Source organism: Pseudomonas lini, from assembly GCF_964063345.1.
Taxonomy (GTDB): Bacteria; Pseudomonadota; Gammaproteobacteria; order Pseudomonadales; family Pseudomonadaceae; genus Aquipseudomonas; species Aquipseudomonas lini_B.
In genome coordinates this window covers 5809974-5825770 of sequence record NZ_OZ061318.1, presented here as the reverse complement: position 1 = coordinate 5825770, position 15797 = coordinate 5809974, and the positions used below count along the sequence as shown (strand labels likewise).

Annotated in this window: 13 protein-coding genes; 8 read left to right on the top strand and 5 right to left on the bottom strand. The window is 58.8% G+C overall.

What is annotated here, in order from left to right:
* Positions 1-31: 31 nt before the first annotated feature.
* The 4 genes from uvrC to AB3226_RS26605 all read right to left on the bottom strand — a co-directional run bounded on the left by uvrC (position 32) and on the right by AB3226_RS26605 (position 3829).
* Positions 32-1855 carry an excinuclease ABC subunit UvrC gene (gene uvrC / locus AB3226_RS26620; RefSeq protein ID WP_008066868.1) on the bottom strand — a complete coding sequence of 608 codons (1824 nt, stop codon included), beginning with the start codon at positions 1853-1855 and terminating at the stop codon, positions 32-34.
* A 2-nt stretch (positions 1856-1857) separates the two neighbouring features.
* Positions 1858-2499 carry a UvrY/SirA/GacA family response regulator transcription factor gene (gene uvrY, locus AB3226_RS26615; protein WP_008015884.1) on the bottom strand — a complete coding sequence of 214 codons (642 nt, stop codon included), beginning with the start codon at positions 2497-2499 and terminating at the stop codon, positions 1858-1860.
* Between the two features lie 127 nt (positions 2500-2626).
* A complete protein-coding gene (locus AB3226_RS26610; protein ID WP_367375291.1) occupies positions 2627-3070 on the bottom strand; it encodes a GNAT family N-acetyltransferase in 444 nt (147 codons plus the stop codon).
* Positions 3071-3829: a carbon-nitrogen hydrolase family protein gene (locus tag AB3226_RS26605; RefSeq protein WP_367375290.1), complete on the bottom strand. Its 759-nt coding sequence runs from the start codon at positions 3827-3829 to the stop codon at positions 3071-3073. It lies immediately after the preceding gene.
* Positions 3830-4456: 627 nt separating this feature from the next.
* Here AB3226_RS26605 and AB3226_RS26600 point away from each other — a divergent pair.
* Complete coding sequence (locus AB3226_RS26600; protein ID WP_367375289.1) at positions 4457-5545, top strand: 3-deoxy-7-phosphoheptulonate synthase; 1089 nt, start codon at positions 4457-4459, stop codon at positions 5543-5545.
* Between the two features lie 59 nt (positions 5546-5604).
* Here the strand turns inward: AB3226_RS26600 and AB3226_RS26595 are convergent, their stop codons facing one another.
* On the bottom strand, positions 5605-6657 hold the full coding sequence (locus AB3226_RS26595; protein WP_367375288.1) for a hypothetical protein: 1053 nt from the start codon (positions 6655-6657) through the stop codon (positions 5605-5607).
* Between the two features lie 338 nt (positions 6658-6995).
* On the opposite strand from AB3226_RS26595, the gene AB3226_RS26590 reads away from it, so the two are divergent.
* The 7 genes from AB3226_RS26590 (at position 6996) to AB3226_RS26560 (ending at position 15523) form a co-directional block, all read left to right on the top strand.
* Positions 6996-7877 carry an esterase/lipase family protein gene (locus AB3226_RS26590; protein ID WP_367375287.1) on the top strand — a complete coding sequence of 294 codons (882 nt, stop codon included), beginning with the start codon at positions 6996-6998 and terminating at the stop codon, positions 7875-7877.
* A gap of 106 nt (positions 7878-7983) precedes the next feature.
* Entirely contained in the window at positions 7984-8265 is a 282-nt protein-coding gene (locus AB3226_RS26585) for a peptidylprolyl isomerase (RefSeq protein WP_008150918.1), read from the top strand.
* 135 nt (positions 8266-8400) lie between these two features.
* Positions 8401-10269, top strand: a complete 1869-nt coding sequence (locus AB3226_RS26580) for an extracellular solute-binding protein (protein WP_367375286.1) — start codon at positions 8401-8403, stop codon at positions 10267-10269.
* Positions 10269-11330 carry a microcin C ABC transporter permease YejB gene (locus AB3226_RS26575; RefSeq protein WP_367375285.1) on the top strand — a complete coding sequence of 354 codons (1062 nt, stop codon included), beginning with the start codon at positions 10269-10271 and terminating at the stop codon, positions 11328-11330. Before AB3226_RS26580 ends, AB3226_RS26575 begins: the two co-directional genes overlap by 1 nt.
* A complete protein-coding gene (locus AB3226_RS26570) occupies positions 11330-12352 on the top strand; it encodes an ABC transporter permease (RefSeq protein WP_367375284.1) in 1023 nt (340 codons plus the stop codon). The genes AB3226_RS26575 and AB3226_RS26570 overlap by 1 nt, the downstream gene beginning before the upstream one ends.
* 14 nt (positions 12353-12366) lie before the next feature.
* A complete protein-coding gene (locus AB3226_RS26565) occupies positions 12367-13941 on the top strand; it encodes an ABC transporter ATP-binding protein (protein ID WP_367375283.1) in 1575 nt (524 codons plus the stop codon).
* Between the two features lie 166 nt (positions 13942-14107).
* Positions 14108-15523, top strand: a complete 1416-nt coding sequence (locus AB3226_RS26560) for a sigma-54 interaction domain-containing protein (RefSeq protein ID WP_367375282.1) — start codon at positions 14108-14110, stop codon at positions 15521-15523.
* The last annotated feature ends 274 nt before the right edge of the window (positions 15524-15797 follow it).

The following is a 15797-nucleotide window of genomic DNA, read 5'->3' as shown; positions in this document are numbered from 1 at the left end:
GCACAACTGGCTACGAGGTGAGTTGGGCATTCTACTCGCTGTGCAGATTTGCATAAATCAACTCTGCGAGCTTTTTGCTGATTCCGGGTGCTTTGGCAATTTCTTCGATGCTGGCACGAGACAGCTCCTGCAATCCACCAAAATGTTTCAACAAATCGCGTCGACGTGTCGGTCCGACGCCGGCAACGCCCTCAAGCGTAGACGTGCGGCGAGTTTTTCCACGACGTGCGCGGTGCCCGGTAATGGCGAATCGGTGAGCTTCGTCGCGGATCTGCTGGATCAAATGCAGCGCGGGGGAATCGCCGCGCAAGGTGAATTCATGGGCCGCGTCGTTGAGGTACAGGGTTTCGAAACCGGCCTTGCGCGTCGCGCCTTTGGCCACACCCAAGAGAATCAGGTCTGGCACAGCCAGTTCGTTAAGCACGTCACGGGCCATGGACAGCTGACCTTTACCGCCGTCGACCAGCAAGATATCCGGTAACTTGCCCTCGCCGTCCTTCAATTTGCTGAAGCGTCGGGTCAGGGCCTGGTGCATCGCGGCATAGTCATCGCCCGGGGTGACGCCTTCAATGTTATAGCGGCGGTAGTCGGATTTGATCGGGCCTTCCGGGCCAAACACTACACAGGAGGCCACCGTGGCCTCGCCGCTGGAATGGCTGATGTCGTAGCACTCGAGACGTTGCGGCGGTTCGTCCAGTTTCAGCACTTCGGCCAAGGCATCGAAACGTGCCGCAACGTGTTGTCGGTTAGCCAGACGTGCGCCCAGCGCTTGCTCGGCATTGGTGACCGCCAATTGCTGCCAGCGCGCTCGTGTGCCGCGTACTCGATGGCTGATGGTCAATTCACGACCGCGCAGCTCTTCGATGGCTGCGATCAGAGTCGGAAAGTCTTCGTGAACCACGTTGACGATCAACTCGCTCGGCAAGTCGCGCTCGGGACTGCTGATGAAGTATTGGCCAAGAAACGCTGCCATGACTTCGGAAACGTCTTCCTCAATACCCACCTGCGGAAAGAAGTTCTTGCTCCCCAACACCCGGCCACCGCGCACGCTGATCAAGTGTACGCAGGCGCCACCTGGATTGACGAATGCCGCAATCACATCGACATCGCCCGTCCCGCCTTCCATGCTCTGCTGGTCCTGGACCCGACGCAGCAATGAGATCTGGTCACGCAGCTCGGCGGCGCGCTCAAACTCGAGGTTGACCGCCGCCTCCTCCATGGCCGCAGACAACTCGTCCGCCAGGGCGTTGCTGCGCCCTTCAAGAAACATCACCGAGTGGCGTACATCTTCGGCATACACCTCGGGTTCCACCAGCCCCACGCACGGCGCCTTGCAGCGTTTGATCTGGTATTGCAGACAAGGTCGCGCGCGGTTCTTGTAAAAACTGTCTTCACACTGACGAACAAAAAAAGCCTTTTGCAACAGACTCAGGCTTTCGCGAATCGCCCCTGCGCTGGGATAAGGGCCGAAATATTTGCCTTTGGCCTTTTTCGCCCCTCGATGAATGCTCAAGCGTGGGAACTGGCCATCCGAGAGAAAGACGTAAGGGTAGGATTTGTCGTCGCGCAGCAGGATGTTGTACGGCGGACGCCATTCCTTGATCAGCGTCTGCTCAAGCAGCAAGGCCTCGGTTTCGTTGGCCGTGATGGTGGTTTCGACCTGGGCGATACGGCCCACCAGCGCGGCGGTCTTAGGGGCAAGACCGGCTTTGCGGAAGTAGCTCGCCAAACGCTTCTTGAGATTTTTGGCTTTGCCGACATAAAGCAGCCGCGCATCGCTGTCGAACATGCGATAGACGCCCGGCCGCCCACTGACCGTCGACAGAAAAGCACTTGGATCGAAGATTTCAGTCATTTTCAGAGGCTGGCATCAACCATGCCGTGACGAACCGCCAGCAGCGTCAACTCGACATCGCTGCTGATCGAAAGCTTCTCGAAAATACGGTAACGGTAGGTATTCACTGTTTTTGGCGACAGGCACAGTTTGTCGGAAATGATCTGCACCTTCTGACAGCCGACAATCATCAACGCAATCTGGATTTCCCGCTCCGACAAGGCGTCGAAGGGCGAATCATTGGTTGGCTGGAACGACTTGATCGCCAGTTGCTGGGCAATCTGCGGGCTAATGTAGCGTTGCCCGGCAAACACCAGGCGAATGGCCTGGACCATTTCCGGCAATCCGGCCCCCTTGGTCAGGTAACCCGCGGCACCCGCCTGTAACAGCCGGGTAGGAAACGGATCTTCTTCGCACACGGTGACCGCGACGACTTTGATGTCCGGATGACTGCGCAATAATTTGCGCGTGGCTTCAAGACCGCCGATCCCGGGCATCTTGACGTCCATCAGCACCACATCAGGTTTCAACTCACGCGCTTTAAGCAGGGATTCCTCCCCTGACTCAGCCTGGCCGACTACTTGCAGGCCATCGATGTCAGCCAGCATTCGTGTAATGCCTGTACGAACGAGATCATGGTCATCGACTACTAGCACCCTAATCAAGCAGACACCTCGCGATTTGGTCTTATTGGGTTGTCGGACACCTTAGCAAAAAGCAACTGGCAGACCTAGCGGCAAGCCGCATATAAAAAGTATCAATTCATCTGGCAAGGCTTGCCACCTGTGTGTTTCAGCGATGCAGTCCATTGATATCACGTTGCATTCTCAGGAAACACTGGTCCTTGCCGACCACCTTCAGGCCCTTTCTCTCGTAAAGTATTTTTGCCGGATTATTTTCAAAAACGGTCAAACGCAATGCCGGGCGTCGCTCCTTGCACGCCATGGCGAATACCTGATCGATCGCCCAGGAACCGGCGCCCAGCCCCTGGTACGCTGCTAATAAATGCAATTCGCGGATATACAAGGCATTAGCGTCACGGCTCAGACTGACATACCCCATCAACGTGTCATCACGCACAATCAGCCAGTTTTCGCGGCCCTGCCAGGCGACATCAAAGGCCTCGTCCAGCCACAACAGCTCATGTTGAATGTAGTAGCGAAGCATATTTCGACAAGTCAGGCTACGAGCAAAGTCCAGATCCCGGGACGTTGCCGGACGCAATTCGAAACCCATTCAAGCCTCCGCCACAGCGACGATTTGCCCTTCCCAGCCGTCAGCATTGCGGCGAGCAACGACTAGATGGTTCCCCGTACCCGGCGCCGCCACAATCAACGTCCCGTCCTCCGCCCAGATTGCACTGCGCCCCGCCGATTCCCAGCCACCCGTTGCACCACCGTGGTTGGCCATCAGAACCGCCATCGAGTGAGTGCTAGCATAGCCTTGCAACAGTGCAGTATCTGGAGCGTAGCCGTTTTCTGTGATCAACACGCCCGCTGCATAAAGATCAGCGCCCTGCCGTGCCGCGGCTGCCGCGTGACTGGCGTGAGAAAAATCGGCGCATATCGCTAGTGCGACGGTGTCGCTACCGATCTTTAATGTCGAACCGCCCGCTCCCGGGGCAAACGCCATCTCCTCGCCCGGGTGTAGATGCTGCTTGCTGTAAACACCAAGCGAACCATCGGCACCCAATACCAGAGCACCGATCAATACCGGCGAATCGTCCGACAGACGAATCGGCACCCCAACGACACTGGTCACACCGACCTCCCGCGCGAAGTCGCGCAGCGGTTGCAGCACCCCGGCGTCTGGCGCTATGGCCAGATCCGCCGCCAGGCCGCGTTCGTACCCGGTCAGCGACAGTTCTGGAAACATCAGCAATTGCACGCCCTGCTCCGCAGCAACCTGCATGAAGCGCTGATGCCAAGCCATGTTGGCGGCAAGATCACCGGCGATGGAGATCGATTGAGCGGCGGCAATGATCAGTGTCGTCATGGTTCATCCTTGTGACGTTGTGGTAGTTGGGCGCAGCGCAAAGTGTGTCACAACCCCCGACGTACTCAAGCGATAGAAAAGCCCATGATCATCGATAGCATTTTCTGATTGAATCCGCGTACCGGCCTCTAGTAAGCTCGGCGCATTCATCGGAGACAGACCATGCTCAACGCCCTCTCACAGCTTCGTACCGCCAGCGCCCCGCGCTCGGTTGCGGCTGCCCGGGCGAACGACGTTTGTGCTTCGGTCAGCTTTTATTTTGGGTATTGGTTTAGCCACTGGCGCGCCTGATACCCACACGGCGCCCACTTTAAACGGGTCGCCACCAGAGAATTTTCAACCCCCGGTCGGCTCCCCGACCGGGGGTTTTGTTTTTTCAGCCCTGAACATTTTTAGCGTCAACCAGACAATTTGAGGATTCACGACATGAACTACGCCACTTATTACCGTTACGACAGTTTTACCGCCTGGCGATTTACCAGCCTCCGCTCGGGACAGCCTGCCGCCTCCGATCGGTCACCCATAGGTGGCAAGCACACACACGCAGCCAATCCGGCCAATTGTCGAACACCCCAGTAGGGCCGAGCGCGCGGAAACGAACCCGCCGCCAGCCCAGGAAGCCCGAATATGAACTCGTCCGTCTCTGCTCTGCCACTGTCCACCCTGAGCCCTGCCAATGAAGCGCTGACCTTGCGTCTGCCCAGCTCATTGCAGCTCAAACAGCAATTACCCCTCAGCAATGCCCTGACCCGGCAAGTCGCCGACCACCGTCAGGCAGTTCGCGCGATCCTCAACGGTGAAGACTCCCGTCTGCTGGTCATCGTCGGCCCCTGCTCGATTCACGACCCCCGTTCAGCCCTCGAATACGCCGCCAACCTGGCCCGGCTGGCCGCCGAAGTCAGCGATGAAATGCTGCTGGTGATGCGCGCCTACGTCGAAAAACCCCGCACCACAATTGGCTGGAAAGGGCTGGCCTACGACCCGCATCTGGATGGCAGCGACGACATGGCGAGTGGTTTGACGCTGTCCCGCGAATTGATGCGCGAAATGCTCCAACTGGGCTTGCCCATTGCCACCGAACTGCTGCAACCAATGGCCGCCGGCTACTTCGACGACCTGCTGAGCTGGGTCGCGATTGGCGCCCGTACCACCGAATCACAGATCCACAGGGAAATGGCCAGCGGCCTGAGCATGCCGGTAGGGTTCAAGAACGGCACCGATGGCGGTGTGACTGTCGCCAGCGACGCCATGCGCTCGGCCGCCCATCCGCATCGTCATTTCGGCGTCGATAGCCAAGGGCACCCTGCAATTATTCAGACGCCGGGCAACCCCGACACCCACTTGGTACTGCGTGGTGGCCATTGTGGGCCGAACTACGACCGCGAAAGCATCGCCCAAGTGCACAGTGATTTAACCAGACTCAAGATCCCGGCGCGGATCATGGTCGACTGCAGCCACGCTAACAGCGGTAAAGATCCATTGCGTCAGCCAGCCGTGTTCAACGACGTGCTTGAACAACGCCTGAAAGGTGATCGTTCGCTGGTCGGCATGATGATTGAAAGCCATCTGTTCGAAGGCTGCCAACCACTGAGTTCGTCCCTGCGTTACGGGGTATCGGTAACGGACGGCTGCCTTGGCTGGACCGGGACGGAACAATTGTTGCTGCAGGCAACCGAGCGACTTCGTGCACAGCACCCTACTCAACAGCCAAAGTGACCAGTGCCCGCCTTCCGGTTTTCAATCGAAAACCGGAAGGCGGTTGACGTTAATTCAGTTTATGACTGCACTTGCACCAACGTGGCTTCGGACTGCTGGCTCACATCGTCGAGACGCTCGACCGAATAGGCTACTCGGACCGTCAAATCCTGATGCTCGCGCCAAAACCTGTAGGGAACGATAAATACCAGCGGTTGACCGGCCATTTCCCTGGAAACTTCACGATCATCGCGATGACTGAAATGCTCCCCGTCACATTTCAGATAGACCAGTTCCCCCGCTTCGGCCTGGGCATTGTCGATCACGACGGTGACACCATCGATCGCATCTTGCAGATCCAGCCAACCCTCATCGGCTTCCAGCACGGTAGGTGGCAAAAGCGCTCCTCGTTCCAGCGGGCCGATCACCAGCGCTACAGGCTCCGAGAAGCGTGACGCCTGCCCCTCCTGCTCGACGCAATAGCTGATCGTGACGGTTGTTCCGAGATTGGGGGCGATACAGTCGGGACTTACCCAAAACGACAGTTCGCTGCCCATTGCAAAGGATTCGATTTTCAATGTGTCATTGAAACTCGCTTGTGGCGTAACACCTGCCCAGGACAGCAAGACCCGATCTCCAGCAGCCATCCGGGCATACGGCCTGATCGTTACGCGCGCGCCCTGCGCGACTCTGTCCGGATCGAGCGTGCTACCCACCGCATCGTCCACAATCACAGGCAACAAATCTGGCCGGGCATCACCGACGTTCAGGTACAAACGCACAGACTCCACAGGTTCACGAAGGCGCGCAGTGTAGAGGATGTAGTAAATCTCTAGTGACCCACCGTCCAGTGCGGCGATGTGTACGCCCGACACGCAAAAGACAATCGCCCTGCCCACCTGAGCTTCGCTGACAAAACGCGACACCTCATGCCAATACGCAACACCCTCTGAGTCGATACCTGACCAGAGTATTTCCAGCTTGTCTCCGCAAGCCATGTCCGGGTACGGCACGACGGTGATAATGGCCTTATTGTCGGACGGATCGAGCGTGGCGTTCTCCGCTTGATCCAGCTGTGGTGCCACCAGGCATTGCTCTACAACATTCAAGTTACCTGCTTCATAAGTAGCCATTCAACGCTCCAGTCCCTGGAATAAATGCCGCCTTGAGGTCGGCATCGAACGAAGCCTATTGAAACCCACGGTACTGATTCGCGCTGCCGGACAATCGCGTCGGCTTGCACGGTAAAAGGACGTTTCAGAGGTAGGTCATTGTGAAGAAACGTGCAGTCATCGTTAAAAAGATGTCCAAATATTCCGACCGATACCTCAGGCTCATCCGAACTTTCGTACCATTTCTATTCCGTTTTCATCAGGTTACAGCGGCTTTTTCATACATCGCCGAGCGGGTGGTGTGCTTTAGAGTGCCTCCTTGAGCACACACCTGACTTACTGCGAAAAAGGAAATGTACATGCTACGGAATGCAACCACTCAGTATCCGATCCTGCTGGTCCATGGGCTCTTCGGCTTCGATCGCATCGGCAATCTGGAACTGTTCCATGACGTCAAACTTGCCCTGAGAAGTGCCGGCGCGAGGGTTTTCATCCCACACCTGTCAGCCACCCACAGCAATGAAGCCCGGGGCGAACAACTGCTGGCCCAGATCGACCGGGTATTGCAAGGAACCGGTGCAAGCAAAGTCAACCTGATCGGTCACAGTCAAGGGGCACTGGCTGCACGGTATGCGGGGGCGCTGGCGCCGGAGACAGTCGCTTCGGTGACATCGGTCAGCGGGCCTAACCATGGCTCGGAGCTGGCCGACTTCCTGCGCAAGGCGCTGACGCCCGGGCGCCTGCCGGAGCATGTCGCCGGTGCGGTGGCTACCCTGTTCGCCGACTTCCTGTCGTTGCTCAGTGGCAACCGGGACCTGCCACAGAACGCCATCGCCGCGCTCAATGCATTGACCACTGAAGGCGTCGGCGCATTCAACGACAAATACCCGCAAGGATTACCGAAAACCTGGGGCGGCAAGGGTCGCGAGTTGGTGAACGGCGTGCGCTACTACTCCTGGAGCGGCACCCTGCAAGGAAACATTCTCGATGAGGGGCTCCATGCACTCAATCCGCTGCACGGACTCCTGCGGGCCTTCTCCCGCTATTTCACCACCGAAGCCGAGCAGAATGACGGCATGGTCGGTCGATTCAGCGCCCATCTGGGTAAAGTGATCCGCTCGGACTATCCGCTGGATCATTTGGACAGCCTGGGCCAGACAACCGGTCAGGTCCGCAAGGGCATTGACCCCATTTCCCTGTATGTCCAGCATGCCGAACGCTTGAGAAATGCCGGCCTTTGAGCAATGCCACGACGCCACGCGATATTCACGGAACTTTGAGAGAGAAATAGCCCACTGAATCCGGTAGGCTCCGCACTTTATTGAACATTGAATGGAGTATTTTCCCATGGCCAAAGCCACTGCCCGTCACATCCTGGTTGCCAGCGAAGCCAAGTGCAACGAACTCAAGGCCCAAATCGAAGGCGGCGCCGACTTCGCCGAAGTCGCCAAAGCCAACTCCACCTGCCCATCCAGCCGCCAGGGCGGTGACCTGGGTTCGTTCGGTCCAGGCCAGATGGTCAAGGAATTCGACACCGTGGTCTTCAGCGCGCCGATCAACGTGGTGCAAGGCCCGGTCAAGACCCAGTTCGGTTACCACCTGCTGGAAGTGACCAGCCGTCAGGACTGATCAACACTGAAGTTTGCTACATAACGGCCCGCCTTTTGGTGGGCCGTTGTGTTTTCGTTACGTGATACGGCTGGCGAGGGACGCGCCGCTAGCGTACAAATTGTGGTTATCAACCACCCGGCTCCAAGGCTGACAATGCGACTGGTTTTCCCCACTTTGTTGTTCACTGCCGTGGCCCTGTTATTGGGCGCCACGGGGGCGAACGCTGCACCGCAACATGCGTTGACCGTGTACGGTGAACCGGCGAAGTATCCCGCTGGCTTCAGCCATTTCGCCTACACCAACCCGCAAGCGCCCAAGGGCGGCACGATGCGTCGCTCGGCGATGGAAATCGGTCATTTCGACCATATCCTGCCGTACATCGACAAGGGCACGGGTGTCACGCAGATCGACGGCTTGATCTACTCGCCCCTGGCCCAGCGTTCGCTGGACGAGCCCTATAGCGTTTACGGCCTGGTCGCCCAACAGATGGAGCGTTCCGACGACGGACTGTCTCTGCGTTTCTACCTGAATCCAAAGGCCCGTTTCGCCGACGGCAAGCCGATCACCGCCGAAGACGTGCGCTACACCTTCGACCTGCTGATGACCCAGGGCAGCCTGCGCTATCGCACGCAATTCGCCGACGTCAAAGGCGTCGAAGTGGAGTCGCCGCGAACCATTCGGTTCGACTTCAAGAGCAACGAAAACCGCACCCTGCCCCTCGATATCGCCACCTTGCCGGTATTTCCCGAGCACTGGTGGAAAACCCGCGACTTTGCCAACGGCGGTGGTTACGAGCCACCGCTGGGCAGCGGGCCATATCGCGTGAACAAGGTCGACTCCGGGCGCAGCATCACCTTTGAGCGTAACGCCGACTGGTGGGGCAAGGATTTACCGGTCAGCCGCGGCCTCTATAACTTCGATCATTTCAGCATCGAGTACTTCGGCGATACCGACGTTGCCCGTCAGGTGCTGCGTGGCGGCGCCTACGATTACAACCGCGAATTCTCCGCCACCGCCTACTCCATCGGCTACGAAAGCCCGGCCCTGAGCGACGGTCGCCTGCAAAAGGCCCACTTGGCCAAAGAGGCACCGCAAACGGCCCAGGGGTTTGTGTTCAACCTGCAAAACCCGATGTTCCAGGACCGCCGTGTGCGCCAGGCCCTGGCCATGCTCTGGGATTTCGAATGGAGCAACCGGCAGATGATGCGCGACCTCTACATCCGCCAGCAGAGCTACTTTTCCAATACCGACCTTGCAGCCCGGCAACTGCCCGACGCCAGTGAACGGGCGATTCTCGAGCCGCTGCGCGGGCAGATTCCCGACGAAGTCTTCACCCAGGTCTTCGAAGCCCCGAAAACTGACGGTAGCGGTGTGATTCGCGACAAACAGTTGCAAGCCCTGGACTTGCTCGAACAGGCCGGCTGGAAACCCGATGGCGATCAACTGGTCAATGCCCAAGGCCAACCGCTGAGCTTCACTTTCCTGATCACCCAGAACGGCATGGACCGGCTACTGTTGCCTTATAAGCGCACCCTGAAACAAATCGGCATCGACCTGAATATTCGCCGCATCGACGCCTCCCAATACATAAACCGCCTGATGTCCCGGGATTACGACATGATCGTCACCGGCTACCCGGTTAGCACCTCGCCGGGCAACGAGCTGTACAACTACTTTGGCTCGGCGGCGGCCAACGATCCGGGCTCCAACAACTACATGGTGCTGAAGAACCCAGCGGTCGATACGCTGATCAACGGCCTGGTTCGCGCCACTACCCAGACTGACATGCTGCGCTACGCCCATGCCCTGGACCGCGTCCTGCAATGGAACTTCTATTGGATTCCCAATTATTACCCGCCAGGTAGCTCGACCGTGTGGTGGAACCGCTTCGGCATTCCCTCTGTGCAAGCGAGCAATGACGAAGCCATCGAGAGTTGGTGGGAAGTGAGTTCTACCTCGTTGACCAACCAACAGATGACCGCCGAACTCATCAAACGCGGCAAATCCGGAGGGTCGCACTGATGTGGGCTTATGTACTGCGGCGCTTGCTGCTGATCATTCCGACACTGGTGATTATTCTTCTGGTCAATTTCGTTATCGTCCAGGCCGCGCCGGGCGGTCCCGTGGAACAGGCCATCGCGCACTTGCAAGGCATCGGCGGCGCGAATGTCGGCGGGGGTTCCAGCGAAGCCCTGCAGGGCAGTTCGCGGGCCAGTCGCGGGCTCGATCCGCAGTTGATCAAGGAGATCGAAAAGCAATACGGCTTCGATAAGCCGGCACCCGAACGCCTGTGGCTGATGCTCAAGAGCTACGCCCGCCTCGACTTCGGCAAGAGCTTTTTCCGCGGCGCCACGGTCACCGACCTGATTCTGGAAAAAATGCCGGTGACCATTTCCCTCGGGCTCTGGGCCACATTGATTACCTACCTGGTGTCGATCCCTCTGGGCATCCGCAAAGCCGTGCACCATGGCAGCCATTTCGATATCTGGAGCAGCACCGCGATCATCGTCGGTTACGCCATGCCAGCGTTCCTGTTCGCGATGTTCCTGATTGTGGTCTTCGCCGGCGGTACTTCGTTGAACTGGTTCCCGGTGCGTGGCCTGGTCTCGGACAATTTCGAGTCGCTGTCGACCCTGGGCAAAATCGCCGATTACTTCTGGCACCTGGTGCTGCCAGTGACGGCACTGGTGGTCGGCGGTTTCGCGACCCTGACCATCCTCACCAAGAACTCCTTCCTCAATGAAATCACCCGCCAATACGTGGTCACCGCCCGGGCCAAGGGCTTGAGCGAACGCCGGGTGCTTTACGGCCATGTGTTTCGCAATGCGATGCTGCTGGTGGTGTCGGGGATTCCGCAGGCCTTCATCAGCGTATTTTTCGCCGGCTCGCTGCTGATCGAAGTGATTTTCTCCCTCGACGGGTTAGGTCGCATGAGTTACGAAGCTGCGGTGTCACGGGACTATCCGGTGGTATTCGGTTCGCTGTTCATCTTCACCTTATTCGGCCTGCTGATAAAAATCATTGGCGACCTTTGCTACACCCTGGTCGACCCGCGTATCGACTTCGCCGCGAGGAACGCCTGATGTTCAAGCTCTCGCCGCTGGGCCGTCGCCGTTTCGAACGTTTCAAGAAAAACCGCCGGGGCTGGTGGTCGCTGTGGTTGTTTATCGGCCTGTTCCTGCTGACCCTGGGCGGCGAGCTGATCGCCAACGACAAACCGCTGATGGTCAGTTATCAGGGCTCGCTGTATTTCCCGGCGCTCAAACGCCACACCGAGCAGGAGTTCGGTGGGCAATTGCCATTCCAGGCCGACTACCGCAGTGATTACGTGCAGAAGCTGATCCACAAGGACGGCGGCTGGATGCTGTTTCCTCCGATCCCGTTCAGCGACGACACACCCAATTACGACCTCAATCAACCCGCACCAAGCCCGCCGTCGAAGGTCAACTGGCTGGGCACCGACGATCAGGCTCGCGACGTGTTGGCCCGGGTGATTTTCGGCGCGCGGGTGTCGATTTTGTTTGCGTTGGCGCTGACCTTCATCAGTGCGTTGATCGGCATCGCCGCCGGTGCGCTGCAAGGCTATTACGGTGGTTGGGTCGACCTGATCGGTCAGCGCTTGCTGGAAGTCTGGTCGGGGCTGCCGGTGCTGTACCTGCTGATCATTCTGTCGGGTTTCGTCGAGCCGAATTTCTGGTGGCTGCTGGGGATCATGGCGCTGTTTTCCTGGCTGGCCCTGGTGGACGTGGTGCGCGCCGAGTTCCTGCGCGGGCGCAACCTGGAATACGTCAAGGCCGCCCGTGCGCTGGGCCTGAGCGATCGCAAGGTGATCGTGCGGCACATTCTGCCCAACGCGATGAATGCGACCCTGAGTTATTTGCCGTTCATTTTGACCGGGGCGATTTCCACCCTCACGGCGCTGGATTTTCTCGGCTTCGGCATGCCCGCCGGCAGTGCGTCCCTGGGCGAATTGATCGGTCAAGGCAAACAGAACCTGCAAGCACCATGGCTGGGGCTGACGGCGTTTTTTACCCTGGCGCTGATTCTTTCTTTATTAGTGTTCATCGGCGAGGCGTTGCGCGATGCCTTTGACCCACGATCTTGACGCGGACAGTTGATATGAGTGACAACCTGATCGAAATCCGTGACCTCAACGTGGCCTTCAGCGGCCAGACCGTGGTGCGCAACCTGTTCCTGGACATCCGCCCCGGCGAATGCCTGGCGCTGGTCGGCGAGTCGGGTTGCGGCAAGTCGGTGACCGCCCACTCGATCTTGCAACTGCTGCCCGAGACCGGCACTGAAACCACCGGCAGCATTCGCTATCGCGGCCAGGAGCTGATCGGCGCCGACGTCAAGGTTTTGCGCGAGCTGCGCGGCAACCGGATTGCGATGATCTTCCAGGAGCCGATGACCTCCCTCAACCCGCTGCACACCATTGAAAAGCAGATCGGCGAAACCCTGCTGCTGCATAAGGGGCTGGGCGGCAAAGCGGCGCAAGCGCGGATTCTCGAGTTGCTGCAATTGGTGGGCATCCAGAAACCCGAAGAGCGGCTCAAGGCCTATCCCCATCAACTGTCCGGCGGCCAACGGCAACGGGTGATGATCGCCATGGCCCTGGCCTGCGAGCCGGAATTGCTGATCGCCGATGAGCCGACCACCGCGCTGGATGTGACAGTGCAACGCAAGATCCTGCTGCTACTCAAATCCCTGCAACAGCGGCTCGGCATGTCGCTGCTGCTGATCAGCCACGACCTCAATCTGGTGCGCAGTATTGCTCAGCGAGTGTGTGTGATGCACGCCGGGGAAATCGTCGAGCAGGCACCTTGCGAGACACTGTTCACCGCGCCTAAACATCCTTACAGCCGCGTACTATTGAACGCCGAACCGGAAGGCGAAGCCCTGCCCCGAGACGAAAGGGAAAAAGTGCTGGAAGTGGATAATTTACAGGTGCAGTTCGTCATCGGTGGCGGCCTGTTTCAGCGTAAAACCTACCTGCGCGCGGTGGATGGCATCAGCCTGAATGTTCAGCGCGGCAAGACGTTGGGCATCGTCGGCGAGTCCGGTTCGGGCAAGTCCACGCTGGGTCAGGCGATCCTGCGCTTGCTCGATTCCGAAGGCAGCATTCGCTTTCAGGGTGAGGCGCTGGATGGCTTGACGCAAAAGCAGCTGCGACCGTGGCGCAAGAAGATGCAAGTGGTGTTCCAGGACCCCTTCGGCAGTCTCAGCCCGCGGATGTCGGTGGCGCAGATCATCAGTGAAGGCCTTGAGGTGCACAGCCAGTTGACCGCTGACGAGTGCAATAACGAAGTGATTCGGGCGCTGACGGAAGTCGGCCTCGACCCGCAAAGCCGTCATCGCTACCCGCACGAATTCTCCGGCGGCCAACGCCAGCGCATCGCCATTGCCCGCGCGCTGGTACTGAAACCGGCGCTGATCCTGCTCGACGAACCGACCTCGGCGCTGGATCGCACGGTGCAAAAACAAGTGGTCGCCCTGCTCCGCCAGCTTCAGGAGAAACATGGCCTGACCTACCTGTTCATCAGCCACGACCTGGCGGTGGTGCGCGCCCTGGCCCACGACATGATCGTGATCAAGGACGGCAAAGTGGTGGAAAGCGGCGCCAGTCACGACGTGTTCGATTCGCCGCAGCATCCGTATACCAAAGAGCTGTTGGCAGCGGCGCATCCGGGGTAGGCATAATCCCGTGTACGCCGATGAACCGCGTCGCGGCCATCGCGGGCAAGCCCGGCTCCCACAGGTTTTATGTCGTACCTAAATTCAGCGGCAACCCAAATCCTGTGGGAGCGGGCTTGCCCGCGATTGGGCCAGCACAGGCAATACTTAATCAGGATCAGCCCCCATGGACACCACCGAAAGCCTCAAGGACTACCAGCGCGTTCGCACCCTGGCGATCCGCTCGCTGTTCGAAATCATCGAGCAATCGAGCGAGGGCACGGTGATTGTCGACCGCGATGCGAACATCGTCTGGATGAATGAGCGTTATGCCCGGCGCTTCGGTCTCGAATCGGCCGCAGGTGCGATCGGCAGGGCCTGCGAAAGCGTGATCCCCGGCAGCCTGTTGCGTGAGGTGGTACGCACCGGACGACCCATCCTGCTGGACATGCAGGACACCCCCAAGGAACCGCTGGTGGTGATGCGCCTGCCGATTCACGACGATGCCGGCGCGGTGATCGGCGCCATCGGCTTTGCCCTGTTCGATGAATTGCGCAGCCTGTCACCGATGCTCAAGCGCTACCTGAGCATGCAGGAAGAACTGGCATCGACCCGCTCGCTGCTGCGGGCGCGGCAGACCAAGTACAACTTCGCCCATTTCATCGGCACCAGCGCCGCCAGCCTGGAAGTCAAACGCCGCGCCCGGCGCAGCGCCAGTGCCGAGTCACCGGTGTTGTTGCTCGGCGAAACCGGTACCGGCAAAGAGCTGCTGGCCCAGGCGATCCACGGCGCCTCGCCTCGGGCGCACAAAGCCTTCGTCAGCATCAACAGCGCGGCAATTCCCGAAGCGCTGCTGGAAGCCGAGTTCTTTGGCACCGCACCCGGCGCATTCACCGGCGCCGATCGCAAGGGCCGCACCGGCAAGTTGCAGATCGCTCAGGGCGGCACGCTGTTTCTCGATGAGATCGGCGACATGCCGCTGCCACTGCAAAGCAAATTGCTGCGAGTGTTGCAGGAAAAGGAATTCGAGCCGGTGGGCTCCAACGAAGTGATCCAGAGCGATGTGCGAGTGATCGCGGCCACCTCCACCGATCTGGAAGCAGCGATCAAACGCGGGGAGTTTCGTGCCGACTTGTATTACCGCCTCAACGTGCTGCCGATTCAGGTCCCGCCCTTGCGTGATCGCCTCGACGACCTGCCGGCCCTCAGCGAAGCGATCCTCGAAGAGCTGCGCAGTCAGCACGAACTGAACCCCGAAGCCCTGGATTTGTTGGGTCAACACGCCTGGCCGGGGAACATCCGCGAACTGCGCAACGTTCTGGAGCGCGCCGCGTTACTCAGTGATGATTTGATGCTGAATGCAGCGGATATCCGCGCGGCGATTGGCAGTTTTACCCCGGTGCAGCGTGTGGCGCCCTTGGCCATTGAGCCGGTTGCCCATGAAACCTTCAGTGAGGCTCGCGAACGGTTTGATCGGCAGTTGATTGAATCCGCCCTCGCGCAATGCGGCGGGAAGGTTATCGAAGCGGCGGCGCGGTTGGGGCTGGGGCGGTCGACGTTGTACAAGAAGATGGTGGCGTTGGGGATTGCGGAGTCTACATAAAGAGACATGGATCTCCATTGGTAGATATGACCTCCTGAGCGCTGCGCACTCTTCGCGAGCAAGCCCACACACACATTCGACCGCATTCCTCTGAGCGATTCGGTCAAACTGTGGGAGCGGGCTTGCTCGCGAAAGGGCCAGACCAGCCAATAGAAATCTCAAAATAGAGATAAATAATTTGAATTCAACCCTAAAAACCAACAATTCCCTTAAGTTTCAATAACTTAAATATCTGGCACGAAACTCGCTATAGCCCTCCCAACAAAGCTTCACC

Excerpts from the sequence above, each read along its gene's own strand:
- AB3226_RS26575 (WP_367375285.1), top strand. The coding sequence starts at position 10,269 with ATGTGGGCTTATGTACTGCGGCGCTTGCTGCTGATCATTCCGACACTG.
- AB3226_RS26610 (WP_367375291.1), bottom strand. The coding sequence starts at position 3,070 with ATGGGTTTCGAATTGCGTCCGGCAACGTCCCGGGATCTGGACTTTGCT.
- uvrC (WP_008066868.1), bottom strand. The coding sequence starts at position 1,855 with ATGACTGAAATCTTCGATCCAAGTGCTTTTCTGTCGACGGTCAGTGGG.
- AB3226_RS26595 (WP_367375288.1), bottom strand. The coding sequence starts at position 6,657 with ATGGCTACTTATGAAGCAGGTAACTTGAATGTTGTAGAGCAATGCCTG.
- AB3226_RS26560 (WP_367375282.1), top strand. The coding sequence starts at position 14,108 with ATGGACACCACCGAAAGCCTCAAGGACTACCAGCGCGTTCGCACCCTG.
- AB3226_RS26580 (WP_367375286.1), top strand. The coding sequence starts at position 8,401 with ATGCGACTGGTTTTCCCCACTTTGTTGTTCACTGCCGTGGCCCTGTTA.
- AB3226_RS26565 (WP_367375283.1), top strand. The coding sequence starts at position 12,367 with ATGAGTGACAACCTGATCGAAATCCGTGACCTCAACGTGGCCTTCAGC.
- AB3226_RS26570 (WP_367375284.1), top strand. The coding sequence starts at position 11,330 with ATGTTCAAGCTCTCGCCGCTGGGCCGTCGCCGTTTCGAACGTTTCAAG.
- AB3226_RS26600 (WP_367375289.1), top strand. The coding sequence starts at position 4,457 with ATGAACTCGTCCGTCTCTGCTCTGCCACTGTCCACCCTGAGCCCTGCC.
- AB3226_RS26585 (WP_008150918.1), top strand. The coding sequence starts at position 7,984 with ATGGCCAAAGCCACTGCCCGTCACATCCTGGTTGCCAGCGAAGCCAAG.
- AB3226_RS26605 (WP_367375290.1), bottom strand. The coding sequence starts at position 3,829 with ATGACGACACTGATCATTGCCGCCGCTCAATCGATCTCCATCGCCGGT.
- AB3226_RS26590 (WP_367375287.1), top strand. The coding sequence starts at position 6,996 with ATGCTACGGAATGCAACCACTCAGTATCCGATCCTGCTGGTCCATGGG.